This window comes from Streptomyces montanisoli, from assembly GCF_017813245.1.
Taxonomy (GTDB): Bacteria; Actinomycetota; Actinomycetes; order Streptomycetales; family Streptomycetaceae; genus Streptomyces; species Streptomyces montanisoli.
In genome coordinates this window covers 1-25,632 of record NZ_JAGIQL010000026.1, presented here as the reverse complement: position 1 = coordinate 25,632, position 25,632 = coordinate 1, and the positions used below count along the sequence as shown (strand labels likewise).

Here is a 25,632-nt window from a genome sequence, read left to right as displayed (position 1 = left end):
GGTCCCTTCCGTCGTCACTTGGCCGAGTCGGCCGGGGCTTCGTCGCCGAGCAGCTTGCCGTCCGACGTCTCGAACTGGCGCTTGAAGTTGTCGACGGCGTCGCTGATGGCGGTGATGGTGTCGTCGGACATCTTCGCGCCCTCCGCGATGCTGGTGAGCAGCTCCTTGCGCTCGCGGCGCAGGTGCTCGTGCAGCTCCGACTCGAAGCGGCGGATGTCCTCGACCGGGACGTCGTCCATCTTGCCGTTGGTGCCGGACCAGACGGAGACGACCTGCTCCTCGACGGGCATCGGACGGTACTGCGGCTGCTTGAGCAGCTCGACCATCCGCTTGCCGCGCTCCATCTGCTGCTTCGACGCGGCGTCCAGGTCGGAGCCGAAGGACGCGAACGCCTCCAGCTCGCGGTACTGGGCGAGGTCGACGCGGAGCCGTCCCGACACCTGGCGCATGGCCTTGTGCTGGGCGGAGCCGCCGACGCGGGAGACCGAGATGCCGACGTTCAGCGCGGGCCGCTGCCCGGCGTTGAACAGGTCGGACTCCAGGAAGCACTGGCCGTCGGTGATGGAGATGACGTTGGTCGGGATGAACGCCGAGACGTCGTTGGCCTTCGTCTCGACGATCGGCAGGCCGGTCATCGAGCCCGCGCCCATGTCATCGGAGAGCTTCGCGCAGCGCTCCAGCAGGCGGGAGTGCAGGTAGAAGACGTCGCCGGGGTAGGCCTCGCGGCCCGGCGGGCGACGCAGCAGCAGCGACACCGCGCGGTAGGCGTCGGCCTGCTTCGACAGGTCGTCGAAGATGATCAGGACGTGCTTGCCCTGGTACATCCAGTGCTGGCCGATGGCCGAGCCGGTGTACGGGGCGAGGTACTTGAAGCCGGCCGGGTCGGACGCGGGGGCCGCGACGATCGTCGTGTACTCGAGCGCGCCGGACTCCTCCAGGGCACCGCGCACGGACGCGATGGTGGAGCCCTTCTGGCCGATGGCGACGTAGATGCAGCGGACCTGCTTGTTCACGTCGCCCGAGCGCCAGTTGTCGCGCTGGTTGATGATCGTGTCGACGGCGAGCGCCGTCTTGCCGGTGCCGCGGTCGCCGATGATCAGCTGGCGCTGGCCGCGGCCGATCGGGACCATCGAGTCGACGGCCTTGTAGCCGGTCTGCATCGGCTCGTGCACGGACTTGCGGACCATGACGCCGGGAGCCTGGAGCTCCAGGGCGCGGCGGCCCTCCGTCTCGATCTCGCCGAGGCCGTCGATCGGGGTGCCGAGCGGGTCGACCACGCGACCCAGGTAGCCGTCGCCGACCGCCACGGAGAGGACCTCTCCCGTGCGGGTGACGGGCTGGCCTTCCTCGATGCCGTCGAACTCGCCGAGGACGATCGCGCCGATCTCGCGCTCCTCGAGGTTGAGGGCGAGGCCGAGGGTGCCGTCCTCGAACTTCAGCAGCTCGTTCGCCATGGCGGAGGGCAGTCCCTCCACCCGGGCGATGCCGTCGCCGGCCACGCTGACCGTACCGACCTCCTCGCGCGAGGCCGCGTCCGGCTGGTACGACTGGACAAAGTTCTCCAGCGCGTCCCGGATCTCCTCCGGCCGGATCGTGAGCTCCGCCATCTGGGTTCCCTGCTCTCCTTGTTGGGCCCGAAGTCTTCTTGGGGTCTGGGGTCGGCCCCCAGGAATCTTCCGCAATTTCTGCACGGCCCAACCGGGCCGCTCCCTGCTCATTACCGTTGTGTCGCCACGCTGGCCGGCGGTGAAGCCGTCAGCGGCCGCCGAGCTGCCGGTTCGCCTCTTCGAGGCGCTCCTGGATGGTGCCGTTGATGACCTCGTCGCCGATGCGCACCGAGATCCCGCCGAGGACCTCGGGGTCCACGTCGAGGTTCAGGTGCATCTGCTTGCCGTACAGCTTCGCCAGCACGGCTCCGAGCCTGCGCTGCTGTCCGTCGGTGAGCGGGACCGCCGAGGTGACCACGGCGACCATCCGATCCCGGCGGGCGGCTGCGAGCCCGGACAAGGACCTGAGTCCGTCCTCCAGGCTACGGCCACGCGGCCGTGTGACGAGACGCTCGACGAGCCGGACGGTGACCGCGTCGGCGCGACCGCCGAGAAGCCTGGTCAGGAGGGTGGCCTTGGCGGAGGCCGGTGCCGTCCTGTCCGTGAGCGCCGCCCGCAGGCCGGCGTCCGACTCGACGATGCGGCCGAACCGGAACAGCTCGTCCTCGACGTCGTCGAGACGGCCCGCGCCCTGCGCCGCCGTGAGGTCGGCGGTGGCGGCGAGCTCCTCGACGGCGTCGACCAGGTCGCGCGACTGCGACCAGCGGGACCTGACCATGCCGGACACGAGGTCGGCGGCGGCCGACCCGACCTGCCCGTCGAGCAGCCGCCTGGCGAGCGCGGCCTTGGCGTCCTCGCCCTGGACCGGGTCGGTCAGGACGCGGCGCAGCGCCGTCTCGCGGTCGAGCAGCGACGTGACGGCGGCCAGGTCGTCGGCGAGCACCGCCGCGTCGGCCGACGGCGCGTCGGTCAACGCGTCGAGGCGCTCGCGCGCCGCGGTGAGCGCCTCGCGGCTCGCTCCGTTCATCGCGTCGCCTCTACGTTCGCGGCACTGCCCTCGAGCTGGTCGAGGAACCGGTCGATGGTGCGGCTCTGCCTGGCGTGGTCCTCGAGGGACTCGCCGACGAGCTTGCCGGCCAGTTCGGTGGCGAGCTTGCCCACGTCCTGGCGCAGCGCGACCGCGGCGGCCTTGCGGTCGACCTCGATCTGGGTGTGGCCGGCGGCGACGATCTCCTCGCGCTGCCGCTGCCCCTCTTCCCGCATCTGCTGGATGATCGTGGCACCCTGCTCGGTCGCCTCCTGGCGGAGCCGCGCGGCCTCGTGCCTGGCCTCGGCCAGCTGTGCCTTGTACTGCTCAAGGGTCTGATTGGCCTCGGCCTGCGCCTCGGCCGCACGCTCAAGGCCACCCTCGATCGCGTCGTGCCGCTCCTCCAGCGTCTTCTGGATATTCGGCAGGAGCTTCTTACCGAGGAAACCGAAGACGATCAGGAAGCAGAGGATGCCGACGACGAGTTCCGTCATGTCCGGGATGAGCGGGTTCTGCGCCCCCTCAGCGGCCAGGAAGGTCATCATGTCTGAACCTTTCGTCAGGCTGGTCTGGCTTACTTGGCCTGGAAGATGAAGGGCACGACCAGACCCAGCAGGGCGAGAACCTCACAGAGGGCGAAGCCGAGGAACATGTTGGTGCGGATGACCGGCATGGCCTCGGGCTGGCGGGCCATGGCCTCGATCGAGTGGCCGAAGACGACACCGATACCGACGCCGGGGCCGATGGCGGCGAGGCCGTAGGCGATGGCGCCCAGGTTGCCCTGGATCGAGAGGTTGGTGGTGGCGAGGTTGACAAGCTCGGCAGACATCTTCCTGTCTTCCTTATGTGTGCGGGTCCGCTGGGGGGCTTCCCAGCGGAAGTCGGATGGTGAGGCGTGGCAGACCTGGGGGTCAGTGACCCTCCTGGATCGCTCCCTGGATGTAGATCGAGGTGAGGAGCGTGAAGATATAGGCCTGGAGGAACTGGATCAGCACCTCGAAAGCGGTCATGACGATGGCCAGGATGAAGGATCCGGCCGCGACCGCCGACATGATCGACGGGGTGAGCAGGTACCAGCTGGCCGCGCTGAACATCACGATCAGCATGTGGCCGGCGAACATGTTGGCCCACAGCCGCACCGCGAGGGTGAACGGGCGAGTGATCACGTTCTGGATGAACTCGAGCAGGATCACGAGCGGCCGGATGAAGACCGGCAGGCCCTCGATGTAGACGAGGTTCTTGACGCCGCCCTTGAAGCCGTTCTTCTTGAACGTCAGGTACAGGTAGGTCACCCACACGCAGAACGCGAGCACGACCGGGTAGGCGAACCGCGACGTGGAGGGGAACTGCGCGAACGGGATCACCGACATGATGTTCATGATCCACACGAAGAAGAAGATCGACGTCAGGAAGGGCACGTACTTCGAGCCCTCCTTGCCGATCACATCCCTCGCGATGCTGCGCGCGATGAAGTTGTAGCCGATCTCGCCGATCAGCTGCATCTTGCCCGGCACGAGCTTCGGCTTCCTGAACGCGAGCCAGAAGAGGCCGACGACGATCACCATGCAGATGACCGCCAGGAGCATCGACTTGGTGAACTCGATGCCGCCGATGGTCAGGAAGGGCTTGAAGTCGAACGAATTGAGGCCCGGCGCAGGGAAGCCACAGCCCGTGAAGAGGTGGCATCCGCTCTCAGCGAGCAGCGTGTGGGCACTCACCCGTGACTCCTTCGTCGTGATGCATGGGAAACGGCAACCTTGTGTGTCAGCGCGGCGGATGGAGCCGCGGTTCGGCACGGGAGACGTGGTGTGGCGGTGCCGCCGCGATCCACGGGAAGTGTCGGCCGAGGACCGGGCAGTCCGGCTGTCTCGCTGTCGCCACAGCAGTCGGTCCGGTCGACTCGGAAACGCCGCGAGCCGTCAGAGATGGTTTCCGCCCTGCTCGTGAGCAGCGGTCGAACCCCGCGGCCGCAAGCGCTTCCGGACGATAGCAGATCGCCATCCGCCCTCTTCACGCCGCCCTCAAGCCGCATCGTAGGACTTCGCCTTCGACGCGCGTCCGGCCCCCTTGCCGGTGGCCGGCTTGCCGGGGAACGTCGCCTCGGTGTCGACGTAGAGCATCTTGGCGGTGAGGCTCTGCTTGATCTGCCCGCCCACCCAGGACAGCGCCGTCACCAGCAGCGTCACCGCGAAGGCGCGCGAGTTGAACAGCGTTGTGTTCTGGAAGACGACGATGAAGACGCCGATGAGCAGGATCTGCACCGCGTAGACCAGGAGTCCCGCCGTCATGGCCACCTGGGGGGTGTCCCGCGTCAGGCGCATCAGCGCGGCCGTGCCCGCGCCGAAGAAGAAGATCACGACGGCAAGCGCGACAAGTCCGCCGATCAGGCCCTTCTCACCGGCGACGATGGCGCTGACAACAGTGGCTACGACTCCCACGGGACCGGCGATGATCGCCGAACCCCGGAGAATCCGGGCGTCGTTGGACTGCATGAGGACAGCTCCAGCGGGACTTGGGGGTGGGTGTGCAGACGGTGGAGGACGGTGACGCGTCGACTCTCCGACGTCGAACAGAGGTTAGCTCCCCGGCCTGACAGCGCCTCGGGTGCACCCCACCCGAAGGGCCGTTCCTGCCAAGGCCTTTCGGTGTCCCTCACCTGGTAGTGAACGGTATCACAAACTATTTGATGAGGTCTTTACCTCTTTGGTGTGCTGACTGTCACACGTGAGGGTCGTTCCGCTCGCGTGTGCAGGACACCACAGCCCTCAACGTGCTAATGGGACTGATTGTCCGCAATGGTCCGTTCTCTGCTTGTAGAGGTCAACGAGTTGACTCGGCTTTCCCGCGATCGGTGAGACGCGAACGAGCGCCGAGCGCCGTCGCGCCGTTGACGCCCGCGGGCACCGGCGCGGGTTGCCCGGCCTCTCCGGCGCTTCCCTCCGTGTTCAGGTCGTCACCGTCCGACGAGCCGCCGTGTCTACGTGAGCGGCGGCGGTAGCGGGGCGGCACGAAGGACTGGGCCCAGCGCGGCGCGCGCGGCCTGAACCGCGGCAGCAGCAGGAGCACGAGGCCCACCGCGCTCAGGCCGACCAGCAGGGGCAGCACCCATGTCGAGCCGTCCGCCGAGTACATGACCGAGTAGAGGACCACACCGAAGGCGATCAGCGCCGACCAGAAGTACATGATCAGCACGGCACGGGTCTTGGAGTGCCCGATGTCCAGCAGCCGGTGGTGCAGGTGGCCGCGGTCGGCCGCGAACGGCGACTTGCCGTTCCAGGTGCGGCGCACCACGGCGAGCAGCAGGTCGGCCAGCGGGATGGCGATGATCGTCAGCGGCAGCAGCAGCGGGATGAACACCGGCAGTGCCGCGTGGGTCGCACCGCGCGTGCCGCCCTCGAACAGCTTGAGGATGTCCGGGTCCACCTGGCCCGTCACCGAGATCGGGCCCGCGGCGAGCACCAGGCCGATCAGCATGGAGCCCGAGTCGCCCATGAAGATGCGGGCGGGGCTCATGTTGTGCGGCAGGAAGCCGAGGCACATGCCCATGAGGATCGACGCGAACAGGGTCGCGGGCGCGGCGGCCTCGATGCCGTACCCGTACCAGAGGTGGTAGGCGTGCAGGAAGAACGCGGCGGCCGCGATGCACACGACGCCGGCTGCGAGGCCGTCGAGGCCGTCCACGAAGTTCACCGCGTTGATGGTGATCACGACGACGGCGACGGTCAGCAGCGTCGACTGCCACTGGGTGAGCGAGACGGTGCCGACGCCCGGGACCGGCAGCCAGAGGATGGTGAGACCCTGCATGACCATGACGCCCGCGGCGATCATCTGCGCGCCCAGCTTGATCAGCGCGTCGATCTCGAACTTGTCGTCCAGCACGCCGATCAGCCAGATCAGCGCCGCGCCGGAGAGCAGCGCGCGCGGCTCGTTGGACTGCGCGAAGACCCCGTTGAGGTTGTGCAGGTTGTCCGCGACCAGCAGACCCGCGCACAGCCCGAGGAACATGGCCACACCGCCGAGGCGCGGTGTGGGCTCGCGGTGCACGTCGCGGGAGCGGATCGCGGTCATCGCGCCGACCGCGACGGCGAACTTCCGCACCGGGCCGGTCAGCAGATAGGTCACCGCAGCCGTCACACAGAGCGTCAGCAGGTAATCACGCACGGGCTGCCCCACAAGTATCGCTGGCCATCAGCCCCACACCCTAGCCCTCGCCGCGTACGGACCGCCTCAAAGGCGAGGACACCGCGGAGGACCGCGGCGGTTGCGCGTCAGGCAGCCGCACGCGAGCTCGGGGGGCCGCCGCAGAGCCGCGGCAGTCTACGAAGTATAGGGCGGGAACACTCCCGCAAGATCACGCACTTCCCCGCGCACCGCACGTACCCGCCGCTCGTCGCCGGTCAGCGCCGCCCCGAGCAGGGACGCGATCGCGCGCATCTCGTCCTCGCGCATGCCCTGCGTGGTCACGGCGGCGGTGCCGAGGCGCAGGCCGCGCCGCGCGCCGCGCGGCAGCACGCAGGTGTCCAGGACCATGCCGGCGGCGGCCAGGCGGGCGCGCGCGGCCCTGCCGTCCATGCCGAGCGGCGCGGGGTCGGCGCCGATCAGGTGGGTGTCGGTGCCGCCCGTCGTGATGTCGAGGCCCTCGGCGGCCAGCGCCCCCGCGAGGACGCGCGCGTTGGCGACCACGCGGCGCGCGTACGAGGCGAAGGCGGGCGTCGCCGCCTCGCCGAACGCGACGGCCTTGCCGGCGATCACGTGCATCTGCGCGCCGCCCTGGCTGAACGGGAAGACGGCGCGGTCCACCCGCCCGGCCAGCTCGTCGCCGCACAGCACCATGCCGCCGCGCGGGCCGCGCAGCACTTTGTGCGTGGTCGCGCAGACGATGTCCGCGTACGGCACGGGGCTGGGCGCCGCGCCTCCCGCGACCAGGCCCATGGGGTGGGCCTCGTCCGCGATCAGGTACGCGCCGACCTCGTCGGCGATCTCGCGGAACGCGGCGTGGTCGATGTGGCGCGGGTAGGCGATGGAGCCGCACACGACGGCCTTGGGGTGGTGTGTGCGGGCGAGTGTGCGCACCTGGTCGTGGTCGATGAGGCCGGTGGCGGGGTCGACGCCGTAGCCGACGAAGTCGAACCAGCGGCCGGAGAAGTTGACGGGCGCGCCGTGCGTGAGGTGCCCGCCGTGCGGCAGCCCGAGCGCCAGCACGGTGTCGCCGGGCCTGAGCAGCGCGGCGTACGCGGCGAGCACGGCGGAGGATCCGGAGTGCGGCTGGACGTTGGCGTGCGCGGCGCCGAACAGGGCGCTCGCGCGGGAGACGGCGACCCGCTCGGCGGCGTCGGCCATCTCGCAGCCGCCGTGGTGGCGTGCGCCCGGGTAGCCCTCGGCGTACTTGTTGGCGAGCGGTGAGGCGAGCGCGGCGAGCACGGCCGCCGAGGTGAAGTTCTCGGCGGCGCTGAGCTGGAGGCTGTCCGCCTGGCGGCGGGCCTCGCCGAGCAGGACGTCGGCGATCTCCGGGTCCTGGCGGCGCAGGGCGCCCAAGGCGTCGGCGAAGGCGCCGGACGGCGACGTGTACGCGGAGGCTGTGACCGACATGGGGCGCTCCGGTCGGCTGTGGGCGGGTACGTCCAGAGTAGAGCGAGGGGCCGCATGCCGCGCGGGGGCCGGGGCGCGGCCGGGCTCAGAGCGCGGCGGGGACGCCCGTCAGGGCCGTCACGACCGGGTCGAGTGCCTGGTGGATCTCGTCGCCGATGGAGCGGAACAGGGTGATCGGGGCGCCGTACGGGTCGTAGACCTCGTCGGCCTCGGGGCTCGGCGCGAGCAGCCAGCCGCGCAGCGCGGCCGCCGCCCTGACGAGGGCACGCGCGCGCTCCACGACGCCGTCGTCCAGCGGGTCGGGCAGGGTGGCGGGGTCTATCGCCCGCACCAGCCGGGTGAACTCCTTGAGAGTGAAGGTGCGCAGGCCCGCCGAGTGGCCCATCGAGATGACCTGGGCGCGGTGGTCGCGCGTGGCCGTCAGGACGAGGTCGGCCCTGATGACGTGCTCGTCGAGCAGCTCGCGCCCGACGAAGCCCGCCGTGTCCGCGCCGAAGTCGGCGAGCACGGCCTCGGCGTTGGCCTCCATGGGGGCGCCCTCGTGGCCCCAGGTGCCCGCGCTCTCCACGACCAGTCCGCCGGCCAGCCGCTCGCCGAGGCGGGCGGAGAGGGCATGCCGGTTGAGCCGCTCGGTGATGGGCGAGCGGCAGACGTTGCCGGTACTGACGTGGAGGATGCGGAACGTGCTGCCGCCCTCGCGCGAGGTGTCCGCTATGCCACGCCCCTCAGGGACGGTCAACTGGCCACCTCTAGGTCGGGTGCCACCTTGCGCAGCTCGTCGGCGTCGAGGGCGCCCGCGCGCAGCAGGACCGGCACCTTCCCGGTGACGTCGACGATGGACGACGGCACGTTGCCGGGCGTGGGGCCGCCGTCCAGGTACACGGAGACGGAGTCGCCGAGCATGTTCTGCGCCGCGTCGCAGTCCTCGGGCGCCGGGTGGCCGGTGAGGTTGGCACTGGAGACGGCCATCGGGCCGACCTCCGTCAGCAGCTCGATCGCGACGGGGTGCAGCGGCATCCGCACGGCGACGGTGCCGCGGGTGTCCCCGAGGTCCCACTGCAGCGACGGCTGGTGCTTGGCGACGAGGGTGAGGGCGCCGGGCCAGAACGCGTCGACCAGCTCCCACGCCTGCTCGGAGAAGTCCGTGACGAGGCCGTGCAGCGTGTTGGGCGAGCCGATGAGCACGGGGCTCGGCATGGCGCGGCCCCGGCCCTTCGCGTCGAGCAGGTCGGCGACGGCCTCCGCCGCGAACGCGTCGGCGCCGATGCCGTACACCGTGTCGGTGGGCAGCACGACGAGCTCCCCGCGCCGCACGGCGGACGCTGCCTCTCGCAGACCGGTGGTGCGGTCGGTCGCGTCGTTGGTGTCGTAACGCCGTGCCATCTTCACAGGCTCCTTCTGTTTCCTTGACCCGGTTCGCGGCCACATTCTGCACCTCGCCGGTCACGGCATCGCCCTGCGGGCACGCCGGTCACGGCATCGCCCTGCGGGCGGTCGCGAACCGTGGGCGGTTGTTGAGATCCGGGTGGTCGGCCGCGTCGGCCCAGCCGGCTTCCTCGCTGAAGATCCACGGCACCTGGCCGCCCTGGGTGTCGGCGTGCTCGATGACGACGAGCCCGCCGGGACGCAGCAGCCGGTGCGCGGTGCGTTCGATGCCGCGGATGGTGTCGAGGCCGTCCTCACCGGAGAACAGCGCCATCCTGGGGTCGTGGTCGCGCGCCTCGGGCGCCACGTACTCCCATTCGGTGAGCGGGATGTACGGCGGGTTGGAGATCACCAGGTCGACCTGGCCGTCCAGTTCGGGCAGCGCGCCGAGCGCGTCGCCCGCGTGCACGGTGACCCGCGACCCGTCGGCGTTCTTGCGCGTCCACACGAGGGCGTCGTCGGACAGCTCCACCGCGTGCACCGTCGAGCGCGGCACCTCCTGGGCGATGGCCAGCGCGATCGCGCCCGAGCCCGAGCACAGGTCGACGACGACGGGCTCGACGACGTCCATCGCACGCACCGCGTCTATCGCCCAGCCCACCACGGACTCGGTCTCGGGGCGCGGCACGAAGACGCCCGGGCCCACCTGGAGTTCCAGGTAGCGGAAGAAGGCGCGGCCGGTGATGTGCTGGAGCGGCTCGCGCGCCTCGCGGCGTGCGATCGCCTCCCAGTAGCGCGCGTCGAAGTCGGCGTCGCCCACGGTGTGCAGCGCGCCGCGCTTCACACCGTGCACGTACGCGGCGAGCTCCTCCGCGTCGAACCGCGGCGACGGCACGCCGGCGTCCGCGAGCCGCCGGGTCGCCTGGGCGACCTCGGCGAGCAGCAGGCTGCGCGGTGCGGCTGCGCGGCGTGCCTCCCGTGGCGCGCCGTCGCCCCCGGGGGGCCCGCCGTGTGGTGGCTGCACGCTGGTTCCTCCTACTGGGCGGCGGCGAGCTTCGCGGCGGAGTCCGCGTCGACGCACGCCTGGATCACGGCGTCGAGTTCGCCGTCGAGCACCTGGTCCAAGTTGTACGCCTTGAAGCCGACGCGATGGTCCGAAATGCGGTTCTCGGGGAAGTTGTACGTCCGGATCTTCTCGGAGCGGTCGACGGTGCGCACCTGGCTGCGCCGTGCGTCGGCGGCCTTCGACTCGGCCTCCTCCTGCGCGGCCGCCAGCAGGCGGGAGCGCAGGATGCGCAGGGCCTGCTCCTTGTTCTGGAGCTGGCTCTTCTCGTTCTGGCAGGAGGCCACGACCCCGGTCGGCAGGTGGGTGATGCGGACGGCGGAGTCCGTCGTGTTGACGGACTGGCCGCCGGGGCCCGAGGAGCGGTACACGTCGATGCGGAGGTCGTTCGGGTTGATCTCGACGTCGATCTCCTCGGCCTCGGGCGTCACGAGCACGCCGGCGGCGGAGGTGTGGATGCGGCCCTGCGACTCGGTCGCGGGCACGCGCTGCACGCGGTGCACGCCGCCCTCGTACTTCATCCGCGCCCACACGCCGTTGCCGGGCTCCGTGGCGCCGCCACCGCCCTTGGTCTTCACCGCGACCTGGACGTCCTTGTAGCCGCCGAGCTCGGACTCGGTGGAGTCGAGGATCTCGGTCTTCCAGCCGGTGCGCTCGGCGTACCGCAGGTACATGCGCAGCAGGTCACCCGCGAACAGGGCGGACTCGTCGCCGCCCGCGCCCGCCTTGATCTCCAGGATGACGTCCTTGTCGTCGCTGGGGTCGCGCGGCACGAGCAGCAGGCGCAGCCGCTCGGTCAGCTCGTCGCGGCGCTGTTCGAGCTCCTTGACCTCGGCGGCGAAGTCGGGGTCCTCGGCGGCGAGCTCGCGCGCGGTGGCGATGTCGTCGCCGGTCCTCTTCCAGGAGTGGTACGCGCCGATGATGGGCGTCAGCTCCGCGTACCGCTTGCCGAGCCTGCGCGCGTTGGCCTGGTCGGCGTGGACCGACGGGTCGGCGAGCTTCTTCTCCAGGTCGGCGTGCTCGCCGACGAGGTCCTCGACCGCCTCGAACATCGGGGTCTCCTGAAGGGGGTGAAGTGGAGCGGGAGCCGGGTGGGTGGGGTGCCGGGCCGCCGGCCTGCCCGGGACGGCAAAGCGCCGGCCCCGGCGCCCCTTGGCGGGGCACCGAGCGCCGGCGCGTGGTGCTCGCTACTTCTTGGCGGAACCGGCCTTGCCGGACGTGGCGCCCTTGCCGAAGCGGGCCTCGAAGCGGGCCACGCGGCCACCGGTGTCGAGGATCTTCTGCTTGCCCGTGTAGAACGGGTGGCACTCGGAGCACAGGTCGGCGCGGATCGTGCCGGACTCGATGGTGCTGCGGGTGGTGAACGACGCGCCACAGGTGCAGCTGACCTGGGTCTCGACGTACGCGGGGTGGATGTCGCGCTTCAAGGGTCTCTCCTAGTTCTGGGGAGGGCGCCGGGTCGCACGCGCGGACTGCGCGTACGTGAACCGGGACCGGCGGTCCAGTCTGCCAGCACTGTCCGCATCTCCCAAAACCGGAGTCCCGCCGTCCTTGTTCCCGGCCGCGCGGGGACGTGCCCGGGGAGGGCTCAGGGCGCGGCCTTGACAATGCCGCTCGCGTCGCCCGTGTCGCCCGCGGAGTGCTTGGTGGCCGAGGGCGGGATGGGCCGGTCCGCGCGCAGCGCCTTCCACACGGTGTCCGCGCCGGGCTGGAGCGGCACCACGCGGTTGGGGTCGGCCGGGTCGTACTTCACCGGCAGCGTGATCATTGTCACGTCCTTCGCGGACAGGTTCTGGAGTCCTCCGGCGAAGCCGATCAGCTCGTTGACGGAGTCGAGCTGCGAGTCGGGCGTGATGGACTTCGTCGCGGTGTCCGCCAGGTCGAACAGCTTCTTCGGGTCGCTGAACAGCCCGACCCCCTTGACCTGGTGGATGAGCGCCTTCATGAACGCCTGCTGCAGCTCGATGCGGCCGAGGTCGCTGCCGTTGCCGACCGCATGCCTGGTCCGCACGAGGCCGAGGGCCTGCTCCCCGTCGAGGGTGTGCGTGCCGGGCCCCAGGTCGAGGTGGCTGTCCTTGTCGTGGATGGCCTTCGTCGTCGTGACCTTGACTCCGCCGAGCTGGTTGATCAGCTTCTTGAAGCCGGTGAAGTCGACCTCGATGTAGTGGTCCATCCGGATGCCCGTCATTTGCTCGACGGTCTTGACGGCGCACGCGGGCCCTCCGACCTCGTAGGCGCTGTTGAACATGGCGGACGGCTCGGCCGGCGCCGTGCCGCCCTTCTTCGCCGCGCACGCGGGCCGGTGGACGAGGGTGTCGCGCGGTATGGACACGACTGCGGCCTTCTTGTGGCCGTGGTAGACGTGCACGACCATCGCGGTGTCGGAGCGGGCGCCCGAGGCCTTGCCGTACTTCGCGTTCGCGCCGGCCCGCGAGTCGGAGCCGAGGACGAGGATGTCCTCGGAGCCGTTGTCGACGTTGCGCGGCCGGTGGTCGCCGAGCTGGGCGTTGATGTTGATGCCGCTGAGGTTGCCGTTCAGGCGGGCGTACAGGTATCCGAGGCCGCCCAGGATGACGGCGACCAGCACGACGAGAGTCCAGATGACGCCCTTGAGCGTGCGGCGTCGGCTGCTCCGGTCGGCGGTCATGGTCTCCCTCGGCTGTCGGCCCGGTCGTGCCGCCCCTGCCGTGGCCCGGGGCCCGGCACGCGTCCTTTTGCCGCGTGGTCCTCCTGTGCCGTTGTCACGAGATCCAGCTCACCAAAGGGTCGCACAAAGGTGCCCCCTCGCGCCTGTGGAAGCGCGAGGGGGCACCCGTGTGTGCCGTGCGACCTGCCCGTCAGTCGTTGCCGTTGCCCGGCATCGGGGTGGTCTTCTGGATCTGCAGCAGGAACTCCGCGTTCGACTTCGTCTGCTTCATCTTGTCCAGCAGGAGCTCGATGGCCTGCTGCTGGTCGAGCGCGTGCAGCACCCTGCGGAGCTTCCAGACGATGGACAGCTCGTCCGAGCTGAGCAGGATCTCCTCCTTGCGGGTGCTGGACGCGTCGACGTCCACCGCGGGGAAGATGCGCTTGTCGGAGAGCTTGCGGTCGAGCCTGAGCTCCATGTTGCCGGTGCCCTTGAACTCCTCGAAGATGACCTCGTCCATCCGGGAGCCCGTCTCCACCAGCGCGGTCGCGAGGATCGTCAGCGAGCCGCCGTCCTCGATGTTGCGCGCGGCGCCGAAGAAGCGCTTCGGCGGGTAGAGCGCGGTCGAGTCGACACCACCGGACAGGATGCGGCCCGAGGCGGGCGCCGCCAGGTTGTAGGCGCGGCCCAGGCGCGTGATGGAGTCCAGCAGCACGACCACGTCGTGGCCGAGCTCCACGAGGCGCTTGGCGCGCTCGATGGCGAGCTCCGCGACCGTGGTGTGGTCCTCGGCGGGGCGGTCGAAGGTCGAGGAGATGACCTCGCCCTTCACCGACCGCTGCATGTCGGTGACCTCTTCGGGACGCTCGTCGACGAGGACGACCATCAGGTGGCACTCGGGGCTGTTGACCGTGATGGCGTTGGCGATGGCCTGGAGGATCATCGTCTTGCCGGTCTTCGGCGGGGCGACGATCAGGCCTCGCTGGCCCTTGCCGATCGGGGCGACGAGGTCGATGATCCGCGTCGTCAGCACGCCGGGGTCGGTCTCCAGGCGGAGCCTGTCCTGCGGGTAGAGCGGCGTCAGCTTCTGGAACTCGGAGCGGCCGCGGCCCGACTCGGGCGCCATGCCGTTTACGGAGTCGAGGCGGACCAGCGCGTTGAACTTCTCGCGGCGCTCGCCCTCCTTCGGCTGCCGCACGGCGCCGGTGACGTGGTCGCCCTTGCGCAGGCCGTTCTTGCGGACCTGAGCGAGCGAGACGTAGACGTCGTTCGGGCCCGGCAGGTAGCCGGAGGTCCGGATGAACGCGTAGTTGTCGAGGATGTCGAGGATGCCCGCGACGGGGATCAGGACGTCGTCATCGGCGACCTGCGGCTCGCTCGCGAAGTCGTCGCGGCCCCTGCGCCCGCGGCGGTCGCGGTAGCGCCCGCGCCTGCCGCGGCGGCCGCCGCCGTCCTCGTCGAAGTCGTCCTGCGGGCCGCCGCCCTGGCGGTCCCTGCGGCCCTGCTGGCCGCCGCCGCCCTGGTCGTCGCCGCCCTTGCCCCTGCGGCCCTGGCGGCCGTCCCTGCGGTCGCCGCGGTCCTGCCGGTTGTCCTGCTGACCGCCGTCGCGGCCGCCCTGACGGTTGTCCTGCTGGCCGTCACGGCCGTCACGGCCGCCCTGACCTGCCTGGCCGCGCTCCTGGCGCTCGCCGCGGCCCTGCCGGTCCTGGCGTCCGTCGCCGCCGCCCTGGCCGCCCTGGCGGTCCTGCTGGCCGTCGCGGCCGCCCTGGCCTGCCTGGCCGCGCTCCTGGCGCTCGCCGCGGCCCTGCCGGCCGTCCGTCTCGGGCGCCGACACGGCGGCCTCGGCCCTGGCGTCGCCCTGCGGCTCCGCCTTGCCGTCCTGGCCCTGCTCGGGGGCGCCGGCCGGGGCCGTGGCCCTGCGCCTGCGGCGCTCGCCGCCCGCGGGCTGCTCGTCGCTCGCCGGCTGGCCGGGGATGTCGATCTGCTGCTGCGCCGCGTCGGCCGCCGCGGCGCCGTCGGACTCGCCCGTACGGGTACGGGACGTGGCGCGGCGCTTGGGCTTCGTCTCGGCGCCCGCGTCCGCGGCCTTGGCCGCGGGAGCGCCGCCGCCGGCCTGCGCCTCCTTGATGACCTCGATCAGCTGGCTCTTGCGCATCCGCGCGGTGCCCCTGATCCCGAGGCCGGACGCGACCTGCTGCAACTCGGCCAGGACCATGCCGTCGAGGCCGGTGCCGGAGCGGCGGCGCCGTGCGGTGGTGCCAGAGGCAGCACCTGCGGCGGGCGCGGTCGTGTCGACGTTGTCGTCGGCAGACACGCCCATCAGATCGGTGGTGTCGCTCACGAAGGGTCCTTCCCTGGAGCGGACGTCGGCCTTCTGGCTCGGCGACCGGTTGTGCTGTCCGACAACGGTCCTGGCTTGTTGACCGTGTCGGGACGGTGGTCCCGCCGGGTACGGCGGGGAAACTTGCGTGCGTGCCATGGGTTCCGGCCCGAGGCTCCCTGCTCGCCCCACTGCGGGGGAAAGCGTGGAAGGTCGTACCGGCTCCGGTGCGTGCTCAAAACTGCTCAGGCAGGCTGCGCGGGCAGTTGAGGAGGCTCCCGGATGAACGGGTGGTCCCGACTGGGGACGCAAAGCACCGAGCCGTATCCGGCTCCGGGTGCTGTATTGAGGTTAACACTACCGGCACCAACAAACATTCCCCCTCTCACTCACCGGCAATCGCGATCCCGGAATACCGGGCCCGCTAGGACCCGAGCGGCAGGACGCTCGCGCCCGCCGCGTCGAGGGAGAGCCGGTTCGCGGCCCATCCCTCGCCCGCCAGCCGTGCGACCTTGTCGGCCGCATCGTCCTCGACCAGCGCGATGACCGTGGGCCCCGCGCCGGAGATCATGGCGGGGACGCCGTCCCCGCGCAGCCTGTCGACGAGTACCAGGCTCTGCTCCATCGCGGGCTGCCTGTACTCCTGGTGGATGCGGTCCTCCGTGGCGGGCAGCAGCAGCTCCGGACGGCGCGTCAGCGCCTCGACCAGCAGGGCCGCGCGGCCCGCGTTGGCCGCCGCGTCCACATGGGGGACCGTGCGCGGCAGCAGGCCGCGCGCGGTCCTGGTGAGCACCGGCGCGTCGGGCACGAACACCACGGGGACGACGGAGGGCGCGGCATCCATCCTGATGGCGCGCGCGGCCCCGTTCTCCGTCCAGGCGAGTGTGAACCCCCCGAGCAGGCAGGCCGCGACATTGTCCGGGTGGCCCTCGATCTCGGTGGCGAGTTCGAGCAGGGCCGTGTCGTCGAGCCTGGCGTCGCCGCCTATCGTCACGGCGCGGGCCGCGACGATCCCCGCGCAGATGGCGGCCGAGGACGAGCCGAGGCCGCGGCCGTGCGGGATGCGGTTGGCGCAGACGACCTCAAGTCCCCTGGGCTGCCCGCCCAGCAGGTCGAAGGCGGTGCGCAGCGCGCGTACCAGCAGGTGGCTCTCGTCGCGTGGCAGTGACGAGGCGCCCTCCCCCGCGATGTCGACGTGCAGTCCCGTGTCGGCGACGCGCACGACGACGTCGTCGTAGAGCCCCAGCGAGAGGCCGAAGGCGTCGAAGCCCGGGCCGAGGTTGGCGCTGGTTGCGGGGGTGCGCACCCGTACGGCGGCGGCGCGGAAGGCGGGACCGGCCATCGGTTGGACGACTCTCCTTGTACCTGCGGGGGATCGGTTGTACCTGCGGGGATCGGTTGCGTGCTTCCTCGTGTGGCGCGTGGAAGCACACCCGCTCGGAACGGCCGCCGCGCGCGCGGCAACACCGCGGCGTGTGCGGCGGGGTGGGTCCCCCCACCCTACCCAAGGAAGGATGCGTCGCGACACAGGGCGCACGGGAGGCGCACGGTGCGTGTCGCACGCGGCACCGTGCGCCCGGGCCGTGGCGGCGGCCGTCGGACCGCGCCGTGGCGCCGGCCGTCAGGCCAGGCCGAGTTGGTGCGCGGCGGCCGCGGCGTCGACGGGTACGGTGACGGGCTGCGGCGCCCCCTGGACGGCCCAGTCGGGGTCCTTGAGGCCGTTGCCCGTGACGGTGCAGACGATCCGCTGGCCGCGGTCGACCCGTCCTTCCTCGGCGGCCTTCAGCAGGCCGGCGACGGACGCGGCCGACGCGGGCTCCACGAAGACGCCCTCCTGGGCGGCCAGCAGCCGGTAGGCGCGCAGGATCTGGCGGTCGGTCACCTCGTCGATGTCACCGCCCGACTCGTCGCGCGCGTCCAGCGCGAACTGCCAGGACGCGGGGTTGCCGATGCGGATCGCGGTGGCGACGGTGTGCGGCTCCTTGACGACCTCGCCGCGCACGATCGGCGCGGACCCGGATGCCTGGAAGCCCCACATGCGCGGAGTGCGGGTGGCGGGTCCTTCGGCGGCGTACTCCTTGTACCCCTTCCAGTACGCGGTGATGTTGCCGGCGTTCCCCACGGGCAGGACGTGCAGGTCGGGGGCGTCGCCGAGCGCGTCGACGATCTCGAAGGCCGCCGTTTTCTGCCCCTCGATCCTGGCCGGATTGACCGAATTGACCAGGGAGACCGGGTAGTTGTCGGCGAGCGAGCGAGCCAGCGTCAGGCAGTCGTCGAAGTTGCCGTCGACCTGGAGGATGCGCGCGCCGTGCACGAGCGCCTGGCCCATCTTGCCGAGCGCGATCTTGCCCTGCGGCACGAGGACGGCGCAGACCATGCCGGCCCGTACGGCGTAGGCGGCGGCCGACGCGGACGTGTTGCCGGTGGAGGCGCAGATGACGGCCTGCGCGCCCTCGCCCTTGGCGCGGGTGATGGCCATGGTCATCCCGCGGTCCTTGAAGGAGCCGGTGGGGTTGGCGCCCTCGACCTTGAGGTGCACCTCGCAGCCGGTCAGTTTGGACACGACCTGCGCGGGGACGAGCGGCGTGCCGCCCTCCCTGAGGGTGACGACCTCGGCGCCCGCCTCCACGGGAAGCCGGTCGCGGTACTCCTCGATGATGCCGCGCCACTGGTGGGTGCCCTGTGCGGGGCCTCGGTCGACTGCGATGGTCATGGGTCCCTACTCCCCTTCAACACGCATGATGCTGGCGACACCGCGCACGGTGTCGAGTCCGCGCAGCGCCTCGACGGTGCCCGAGAGGGCGGCGTCGTGCGCGCGGTGTGTGACCACGACGAGGGATGCCTCGCCGTCCTTGCCCTTCTGGCGGACGGTGTCGATGGAGACACCGTGCTCGGCGAAGACCGTGGCGACCTGGGCGAGCACGCCCGGTTTGTCGGCGACGTCGAGGCTGATGTGGTACCGCGTGACCACGTCGCCCATGGGGCTGACCGGGAGCCTCGTGTACGCGGACTCGCCGGGACCCGTCGCCCCGGCGAGCCGGTTGCGGCACACGGCGACGAGGTCGCCGAGCACGGCGGACGCGGTGGGCGCGCCGCCGGCGCCCGGGCCGTAGAACATCAGCTGCCCCGCGGCCTCGGCCTCGACGAAGACGGCGTTGTACGCCTCGCGCACGGAGGCGAGCGGGTGGCTGAGCGGGATCATCGCCGGGTGGACGCGCGCGGTGACGGACCTGCCGTCGGCGGCGCGCTCGCAGATGGCGAGGAGCTTGACGGTGCAGCCCATGCGTTTCGCGGAGGCGAGGTCGGCCGAGGTGACCTCGGTGATGCCCTCGCGGTGCACGTCGTCGAGGCGGACGCGGGTGTGGAAGGCGATGCCGGCGAGGATGGCCGCCTTCGCGGCCGCGTCGAACCCTTCGACGTCGGCGGTCGGGTCGGCCTCCGCGTAGCCGAGCGCGGTGGCCTCGTCGAGCGCCTCGGAGTAGCCGGAGCCCGCGGTGTCCATCCGGTCGAGGATGAAGTTGGTGGTGCCGTTGACGATGCCGAGCACCCGGTCGACGCGGTCGCCCGCGAGGGACTCGCGCAGCGGGCGCACCAGCGGGATGGCGCCGGCGACGGCGGCCTCGAAGTAGAGGTCGCGGCCGCCGCGCCCGGCCGCGTCGTACAGCGTGGTGCCGTCCTCGGCGAGCAGCGCCTTGTTGGCGGACACGACGGACGCGCCGTGCTCGAAGGCGGTGGTGATGAGCGTCCTCGCGGGCTCGATGCCCCCGATGACCTCGATCACCACGTCGATGTCGCCGCGCTTGACCAGGGCCGTCGCGTCGGTCGTGACGAGACCGGGGTCGATGCCGTCGCGCACCTTGCCGGGGCGGCGCACGGCGATGCCGGCGAGTTCGAGCGGCGCGCCGATCCTGGCCGCGAGGTCGTCGGCGTGCGTCGTCATGATGCGGGCCACCTCTGTGCCGACCACGCCACAGCCAAGCAGCGCCACCTTCAGCGGACGCGTACGCATCATCCGACCTACGCCTTTCGTCGTGCCCCGCGGTCAGGGGCGGGGATGTCCACCAGTCTCACGCACCGGACGGAAGTTTCCGGCCGCTGTCCAGAATCCGAGATGTTTGTCTCGTCAACCGACGTCCAGACGGAAAAGATCTTCTTCCGTCTCGCGCCGGACGATCACCCGCGCCTCGCCGTCGCGCACGGCGAGCACCGGCGGCTTGAGCGCGTGGTTGTAGTTGCTGGCGAGCGAGCGGCAGTACGCGCCGGTGGCCGGTACGGCGATCAGGTCGCCCGCGGCGAGGTCACCGGGCAGGTACGCGTCGCGCACGACGATGTCGCCGCTCTCGCAGTGCTTGCCGACGACCCGTACGAGCATCGGCTCGGCGTCGGAGCGGCGCGAGACGAGGGAGACGCTGTACTCGGCGTCGTAGAGGGCGGTGCGGATGTTGTCGGACATGCCGCCGTCGACGCTCACGTACGTGCGCAGCCCTTCGAGCGGCTTGACCGTGCCCACCTCGTACAGCGTGAACGTGGTGGGCCCGACGATGGCGCGGCCGGGCTCCACCGAGATGCGCGGGGTGGCGAGCGCCGCGTTCTCGCACTCGTGGGTGACGATCTCGGCCAGGCGCTTGGCGACCTCCTGCGGCTCGCGGGGGTCGTCGGCCGGGGTGTAGGCGATGCCGAGGCCGCCGCCGAGGTCGATCTCGGGCAGCTCGACGCCGTGCTCGTCGCGGATGCCGGCGAGCAGTTCCACCACGCGTCGCGCGGAGACCTCGAAGCCGGCCATGTCGAAGATCTGCGAGCCGATGTGGGAGTGGACCCCGGTGAGTTCGAGGCTGTCGAGGCCGAGGATCCGCCGGGCCGCCTCGGCGGCCTGCCCGCCGGCCAGCGAGAAGCCGAACTTCTGGTCCTCGTGGGCGGTGGCGATGAACTCGTGGGTGTGCGCCTCCACCCCGACGGTGACTCTGATCTGCACCTTCTGCCGGACGCCGCGGCGGTGTGCGGCGTGCGCGACGCGGGCGATCTCCTGGAAGGAGTCCACGACGATCCTGCCGACCCCGGCGTGGACGGCGCGGTCGATCTCGTCGGACGTCTTGTTGTTTCCGTGGTAGCCGATGCGCTCGGGCGGCATGCCGCCGGACAGCGCGGTCGCGAGCTCGCCCGCGGAGCACACGTCGAGGTGCAGCCCCTCCTCGGTGAGCCAGCGCACCAGGGCGCGGGAGAGGAACGCCTTCCCGGCGTAGTAGACGTCGGCGCCGGGGCCGAAGGCGTCCTTCCAGGCGCGGCAGCGTGCGCGGAAGTCGGCCTCGTCCATGACGTACGCGGGCGTGCCGTACTCCTCGGCGATGCGGGTGACGGGGATGCCGTCCGCGGAGACGACGCCGTCATCGCCCCTGCGGACGCCGCGCGACCACACCTTGTCGTCGAGTGCGTTGAGGTCGGCGGGCGCGGCGGCCTCGGACGGCTGGGTGCCTGGGTGCTGAGCGGGAGGGGTCATTGCTGGTGGCTCTCTCAGAGGTGTTCGGGTGCGTCGATGCCGAGCAGGGACAGGCCGCCGGCCAGCACCGTCCCGGCGGCTTCGGCGAGGGCGAGCCGGGTGCGGTGGGCGGCCGAGGGTTTCTCGTCACCGACGGGCAGCGGAGGGCGGTCCGCGAGGCAGCGCAGGACGGTGTCCGCCGTCGTTTCGAGATGGCGCGCGAGCCGGTCGGGCGCGCGGTGGTGGCCGGAGGCCGCGAGCACGCGGGGGTGGTCCGCGAGAACGTCAAGCAGCGTACGGGCCGCGTCGCCGGCGGGCCCTTCCGGGGTGGCGGCCTGTCCGTCCGGTGTGGCGGCCGGCGTCTCCGGGCCCGTGGCCGGGGTGAGGCCGAGGGCGCGCCCGCCGCGCAGCGCGGCCCGGGTGCGGGCGTGCGCGTAGCGGACGGTGAACAGCGGATTGGTCTCGCGCTGGACGAGCAGGTGCGGTCCCGGCCGCGGGCGGTCGTGCGCCGCGGGGCGCAGGTGGGCCCACTGCTCGGCGTCGCGGCCGAGCGTGACGTGTCCGCCCGCCGGGGCCGGGACGACCCGCACGGTCTCGGTGCCGCCGGGCGCGACGCCGGCGTCGGCGCCCTGGGCGCGCTGCAGGCCGTCGATGGCGTCCGTCCTCCCCGCGGCGCGCGCCTCGGTCGCCGGGGCGAACAGGTAGCGGCGGCCGGCCAGGGCGTCCCCGTGCCCGTAGCGTGCGCCTTCGGCGCGTATGCGCGCGAGCACGTGCGCGCCGGCGGGGGCGGCGAGGGTGACGTTCAGGAAGCCGGGGCCCGTGATGTCCACGCGGGCGATGCCGTGCGCGCCGGCGATGCGCTGCCCCAGCACCTCGGCGACCTCCCGCGGGGCACGCCGCGCCTCTGCGGCGAGGCGCAGGGCCGCGTTCGTCGTCCAGTCGCCGCAGCCGCCGGGGCGCGGGCGCTCGACGCGTACGCGGTCGGGGACCGTCACGCTGAGCTCGCCGTCGCGCACCGCGCGGCACACGGCGTGCCGGACGGTGAGGGAGAGCTCGGCGGGGGTCACGGGACAAGCGTATGGGAGGACGGGGTGGGGCCCGCCAGCCGGTTTCTCATCCCCGCGTCCGCCATCCCCGCGTCCGCCATCCCCGCGTTTCTCACCCCCGCGTTTCTCACCCCCGCGTTTCTCACCCGCGCGTTTCTCACCCGCGCGTTTCTCACCCGCGGGCGCGCGGGGCGGGTGTCGCGCCGTGGCACACGGGCCGCGCGCGTTCGCCCGCGCCCGCCAGCCGTCTCACGAGGCGGACCAGCTGGGCCGGCTCGAAGGGCTTCGCCAGGAAGGCGTCGACGGACGCGCCGCGCGCGGATTCCGCTTCGTGCTGGGTGCCGGCGCTGATGAGCGCGAGCGGCAGGTGGCTGGTGCGCGGGTCGGCGCGCAGGACGGCCGCCGTCCGCAGCCCGTCGAGACGTGGCATGACGACGTCGAGCGTGACGACGTCCGGGGCGGCCCGGTGCACGACCTCCAGGCATTCGACGCCGTCGGCGGCGGTCACCACCTCGAAACCTTCCAGTTCGAGGTTGACCCTGATCAGCTGCCGGATGACTCGGTTGTCGTCGACAACGAGCACCCTTCCGAACTCGCCTGACACAACTAGAGAGTAGGACGTGCCCGCGCGCCGCGTCTGGTTTTTGCCGGTTTCGGTTCCGCGACCGGCTCAGAACCGGTCGGCGGGACGCGCGAGGCCGTAGTGGTCCCGCAGCGTCGTGCCCTCGTACTCGGTGCGGAACAGGCCGCGCTCCTGGAGGATCGGGACGACGCGGTCCACGAAGGCTTCGAGGCCCGAGGGCAGCACCGCCGGCATGACGTTGAAGCCGTCGGCCGCACCGCGCGCGAACCAGTCCTCAATGGTGTCCGCGATCTGGACGGGTGTCCCGGCGAAGGTGCGGTGGCCGCGGCCCCCGCCGAGCCTGCCGATGAGCTGCCTGACGGTGAGCCGCTCGCGTCTCGCCAGGTCGACGACGAGCGTGTAGCGGCTCTTGGCGCCCTCGATCTCGTCCTCTTCCGGCAGCCCGTCCGGCAGCTCGCCGTCCAGGTCGAGCGCCGCCGGGTCGAGCCTGAGGGTCCTGGCGAGCTGCCGCTTGGCGTACTCGGGGACGATCAGCCGGTCGAGCTCGGCGTCGAGTTCCAGCGCCTCGGCCTCGGTGTCGCCGAGGACGGGGACGATGCCCGGCAGGATCTTGACGGCCTGGGGGTCGCGGCCGAGCGCGAGGGCGCGGCGCTTGACGTCCTGGTAGAAGGCGATCGCCTCGTCGAGCGACTGCTGCGCGGTGAAGACGGCCTCCGCGTACCGGGCCGCGAAGTCCCTGCCGTCCTCGCTCGATCCCGCCTGGACGAGGAGCGGGTGGCCCTGCGGCGAGCGGGGGACGTTGAGCGCCCCCTCGACGCGGAAGTAGGGGCCCGCGTGGTCGACGCCGCGCACGCGCGCGGGGTCCGCGTGCACGCCGCGCTCCTTGTCGGCGACGATGGCGTCGTCGGCCCAGCTGTCCCAGAGCTTCTTCGAGACGTCGACGAAGTCGGCGGCGCGCTCGTAGCGCTCGCGGTGCGGCGGGGAGTCGTCGAGGCCGAAGTTGCGTGCGGCGTCGCCGCCGGCCGTCGTGACGATGTTCCAGCCGGCGCGGCCGCCGGAGACGTGGTCGAGCGAGGCGAAGCGGCGGGCGAGGTTGTAGGGCTCGTTGTAGCTCGACGACGCGGTGGCGATCAGGCCGATGCGGCGGGTGGCGCCCGCCAGCGCGGTGAGCAGCACCGTGGGTTCGAGCTTGCCCGCCGGGCGGCGCCCCGGGTCGCCCATCAGGACGGGGCTGTCGGCGAGGAAGACCGAGTCGAGGCGGCCGCGTTCCGCGATGCGGGCGAGGTTCTTGTAGTGCTCGATGTCGGTGCTCGCGTACGGGTCGGACTCGGGCAGGCGCCACGACGCCTCGTGGTGCCCGGTGGACATGAGGAACGCGTTGAGATGGAGACGGGATCGCTCGGCCTCGGGCATCAGCGGGTCTCCTTCGGGAGGTCGGGGCCGTCGGACGCGGGCGCCTGGCCGGCGACACCGAGGGCGGCGAGGAGGGTGTCGCGGTGGTTCTGGAAGCGGGGGTCGCGGCGCGAGCGCGGGGCGCGCAGCTCGACGGCGAGGTCGACCGCGATGCGGCCCTCGTCCAGGACGAGGACGCGGTCGGCGAGTTCGACGGCCTCGTCCACGTCGTGGGTGACGAGCAGGACCGCGGGCCTGTGCCGCTCGTACAGCTCGCGCAGCAGCGCGTGCATCTTGATCCTGGTGAGCGCGTCGAGTGCGCCGAACGGCTCGTCGGCCAGGAGCAGTTCGGGCTCGCGCACAAGGGCCCTCGCGAGGGCGGCGCGCTGCTGCTCGCCGCCGGACAGCTCGTGCGGCCAGGCCCGTGTCCGTCCCGCGAGGCCGACCTCGGCGAGCGCCGTCAGGGAGCGCGAGCGGGGGTCGGGCCCGGTGAGCCCGAGTGCCACGTTGTCGGCTACGCGCGCCCACGGCAGCAGGCGCGAGTCCTGGAAGGAGAGGGACACGCGCTCGGTCACGTCCAGCACGCCGGAGCCGGCGACGCCGTCGTCGAGGCCGGCGACCGCGCGCAGGAACGTGGACTTGCCCGAGCCGCTGCGGCCGAGGAGCGCGACGAACTCGCCTGGCTCCAGCGTCAGGTCGATGCCGTGCAGCACCACGCGGTCGCCGTAGCGCCGCACCACCTGCTCGGCTCGCAGGGCGAAGGACGCGGGCGCGGGCGCGGGCCGCTGCGGGGCGGTCAGCCCGCCAGGGTGCGTCGCCATGACAGCGCCCTCCTCTCGGCGGCGCGTACGGCGGCGTCGGTGACGTACCCGAAGACGCCGTAGACGACGAGGCCGACGATGATCACGTCGGACTGGGCGTACTGCTGGGCCTGGAACATCATGTAGCCGATCCCGCTGGTGGCGTTGATCTGCTCGACCACGACGAGGCCGAGCCAGGACGAGGTGACACCGAGCCGCAGCCCGGTGAAGAACCCGGGCAGCGCGCCGGGCATGACGACCTTCCGCACGAACTGCCACCTGCTGAGCCGCAGCACGCGGGCGAGTTCGACGTAGCGGCCGTCGATCGAGGTGAGGGAGGTGTGGACGTTGACGTAGACGGAGACCGCGACGCCCAGCGCGACGACGACGACCTTCATCGACTCGCCGATGCCGAGCCAGAGGATCATCAGCGGCAGCAGCGCGAGCGACGGGATGGCGCGCTTGATCTGCAGCGGCCCGTCCACGAGGTACTCGCCGGTGCGGCTGAGCCCCGCGACGAGGGCGAGCAGCACGCCGGCGGCGACCCCGAACAGCAGCCCGAGCCCGGCGCGCTCCAGCGAGACGAGCACGTTGCTCTGCAGCCGCCCCTGGGCGATCAGGTCGCCCGCGGTGGACAGGACGTCGCCCGGCCCGGACAGGATGCGCGGGTCGAGCTGCCCGAGCGCGGAGGCGGCCCACCAGACGGCGACGACGAGCACGGGCCCGATGAGCCGCCCGAACGGAAGGCCCTTCCCGGGCGCGAGCCGCCGCCTGCGGGTGGCGGGCGCGCCGTGCCCGGCC

General features: G+C 71.8%; 24 protein-coding genes. All 24 read right to left on the bottom strand.

All coding sequences use genetic code 11. The annotated features are described in order from the left end of the window. Positions 1-14 precede the first annotated feature (14 nt). The gene (gene atpA, locus JFN87_RS09220) at positions 15-1,607 is read right to left on the bottom strand and encodes a F0F1 ATP synthase subunit alpha (RefSeq protein WP_209339447.1); all 1,593 of its coding nucleotides are present in this window, start codon (positions 1,605-1,607) and stop codon (positions 15-17) included. Between the two features lie 148 nt (positions 1,608-1,755). Next, positions 1,756-2,574 (bottom strand): F0F1 ATP synthase subunit delta, encoded by an 819-nt coding sequence (locus JFN87_RS09215; protein ID WP_209339446.1) that lies wholly within the window; start codon positions 2,572-2,574, stop codon positions 1,756-1,758. Continuing rightward, on the bottom strand, positions 2,571-3,116 hold the full coding sequence (locus JFN87_RS09210; protein ID WP_209339474.1) for a F0F1 ATP synthase subunit B: 546 nt from the start codon (positions 3,114-3,116) through the stop codon (positions 2,571-2,573). The genes JFN87_RS09215 and JFN87_RS09210 overlap by 4 nt, the downstream gene beginning before the upstream one ends. Positions 3,117-3,148: 32 nt before the next feature. After that, positions 3,149-3,403: an ATP synthase F0 subunit C gene (gene atpE, locus JFN87_RS09205; RefSeq protein WP_209339445.1), complete on the bottom strand. Its 255-nt coding sequence runs from the start codon at positions 3,401-3,403 to the stop codon at positions 3,149-3,151. 82 nt (positions 3,404-3,485) lie between these two features. Next, on the bottom strand, positions 3,486-4,292 hold the full coding sequence (gene atpB / locus JFN87_RS09200) for a F0F1 ATP synthase subunit A (RefSeq protein ID WP_209339444.1): 807 nt from the start codon (positions 4,290-4,292) through the stop codon (positions 3,486-3,488). A gap of 303 nt (positions 4,293-4,595) precedes the next feature. Beyond that, positions 4,596-5,066 (bottom strand): Cg1360 family ATP-synthase-associated protein, encoded by a 471-nt coding sequence (locus JFN87_RS09195; protein ID WP_209339443.1) that lies wholly within the window; start codon positions 5,064-5,066, stop codon positions 4,596-4,598. Positions 5,067-5,394: 328 nt separating this feature from the next. Beyond that, positions 5,395-6,747 carry an MraY family glycosyltransferase gene (locus tag JFN87_RS09190; RefSeq protein ID WP_209339442.1) on the bottom strand — a complete coding sequence of 451 codons (1,353 nt, stop codon included), beginning with the start codon at positions 6,745-6,747 and terminating at the stop codon, positions 5,395-5,397. A 144-nt stretch (positions 6,748-6,891) separates the two neighbouring features. After that, positions 6,892-8,163 (bottom strand): serine hydroxymethyltransferase, encoded by a 1,272-nt coding sequence (gene glyA, locus JFN87_RS09185; RefSeq protein ID WP_209339441.1) that lies wholly within the window; start codon positions 8,161-8,163, stop codon positions 6,892-6,894. An 85-nt stretch (positions 8,164-8,248) separates the two neighbouring features. Next, the gene (locus tag JFN87_RS09180) at positions 8,249-8,902 is read right to left on the bottom strand and encodes an arsenate reductase/protein-tyrosine-phosphatase family protein (protein ID WP_209339440.1); all 654 of its coding nucleotides are present in this window, start codon (positions 8,900-8,902) and stop codon (positions 8,249-8,251) included. After that, the gene (locus JFN87_RS09175) at positions 8,899-9,546 is read right to left on the bottom strand and encodes an L-threonylcarbamoyladenylate synthase (RefSeq protein ID WP_209339439.1); all 648 of its coding nucleotides are present in this window, start codon (positions 9,544-9,546) and stop codon (positions 8,899-8,901) included. The genes JFN87_RS09180 and JFN87_RS09175 overlap by 4 nt, the downstream gene beginning before the upstream one ends. Positions 9,547-9,634: 88 nt before the next feature. Then, a complete protein-coding gene (gene prmC, locus JFN87_RS09170; RefSeq protein WP_209339473.1) occupies positions 9,635-10,474 on the bottom strand; it encodes a peptide chain release factor N(5)-glutamine methyltransferase in 840 nt (279 codons plus the stop codon). An 89-nt stretch (positions 10,475-10,563) separates the two neighbouring features. Further along, positions 10,564-11,643, bottom strand: coding sequence for a peptide chain release factor 1 (gene prfA / locus JFN87_RS09165; protein ID WP_209339438.1), 1,080 nt, complete (start codon positions 11,641-11,643; stop codon positions 10,564-10,566). 135 nt (positions 11,644-11,778) lie between these two features. Next, positions 11,779-12,018, bottom strand: a complete 240-nt coding sequence (gene rpmE, locus JFN87_RS09160) for a 50S ribosomal protein L31 (RefSeq protein WP_209339437.1) — start codon at positions 12,016-12,018, stop codon at positions 11,779-11,781. A 161-nt stretch (positions 12,019-12,179) separates the two neighbouring features. After that, positions 12,180-13,238, bottom strand: coding sequence for an LCP family protein (locus JFN87_RS09155; RefSeq protein WP_209339436.1), 1,059 nt, complete (start codon positions 13,236-13,238; stop codon positions 12,180-12,182). Between the two features lie 190 nt (positions 13,239-13,428). Next, positions 13,429-15,558, bottom strand: coding sequence for a transcription termination factor Rho (rho, locus tag JFN87_RS09150; protein ID WP_209339435.1), 2,130 nt, complete (start codon positions 15,556-15,558; stop codon positions 13,429-13,431). 403 nt (positions 15,559-15,961) lie between these two features. Then, positions 15,962-16,879 (bottom strand): homoserine kinase, encoded by a 918-nt coding sequence (gene thrB / locus JFN87_RS09145; RefSeq protein ID WP_209339434.1) that lies wholly within the window; start codon positions 16,877-16,879, stop codon positions 15,962-15,964. A 279-nt stretch (positions 16,880-17,158) separates the two neighbouring features. Beyond that, complete coding sequence (thrC, locus tag JFN87_RS09140; RefSeq protein ID WP_209339433.1) at positions 17,159-18,250, bottom strand: threonine synthase; 1,092 nt, start codon at positions 18,248-18,250, stop codon at positions 17,159-17,161. A gap of 6 nt (positions 18,251-18,256) precedes the next feature. Continuing rightward, the gene (locus tag JFN87_RS09135) at positions 18,257-19,549 is read right to left on the bottom strand and encodes a homoserine dehydrogenase (protein WP_209339432.1); all 1,293 of its coding nucleotides are present in this window, start codon (positions 19,547-19,549) and stop codon (positions 18,257-18,259) included. 111 nt (positions 19,550-19,660) lie between these two features. Next, complete coding sequence (gene lysA / locus JFN87_RS09130; protein ID WP_209339431.1) at positions 19,661-21,031, bottom strand: diaminopimelate decarboxylase; 1,371 nt, start codon at positions 21,029-21,031, stop codon at positions 19,661-19,663. Positions 21,032-21,045: 14 nt separating this feature from the next. Beyond that, positions 21,046-22,077 carry an ArgS-related anticodon-binding protein NrtL gene (nrtL, locus tag JFN87_RS09125; protein ID WP_209339430.1) on the bottom strand — a complete coding sequence of 344 codons (1,032 nt, stop codon included), beginning with the start codon at positions 22,075-22,077 and terminating at the stop codon, positions 21,046-21,048. A gap of 151 nt (positions 22,078-22,228) precedes the next feature. Continuing rightward, on the bottom strand, positions 22,229-22,660 hold the full coding sequence (locus JFN87_RS09120) for a response regulator (RefSeq protein ID WP_209339429.1): 432 nt from the start codon (positions 22,658-22,660) through the stop codon (positions 22,229-22,231). 66 nt (positions 22,661-22,726) lie between these two features. Beyond that, positions 22,727-24,052, bottom strand: a complete 1,326-nt coding sequence (locus JFN87_RS09115; RefSeq protein WP_209339428.1) for an LLM class flavin-dependent oxidoreductase — start codon at positions 24,050-24,052, stop codon at positions 22,727-22,729. Then, complete coding sequence (locus tag JFN87_RS09110) at positions 24,052-24,852, bottom strand: ABC transporter ATP-binding protein (RefSeq protein ID WP_209339427.1); 801 nt, start codon at positions 24,850-24,852, stop codon at positions 24,052-24,054. The genes JFN87_RS09115 and JFN87_RS09110 overlap by 1 nt, the downstream gene beginning before the upstream one ends. After that, positions 24,828-25,632 (bottom strand): ABC transporter permease (locus tag JFN87_RS09105; RefSeq protein WP_209339426.1); only part of this gene is annotated, 805 nt, incomplete at its 5' end. The genes JFN87_RS09105 and JFN87_RS09110, both read right to left, overlap by 25 nt.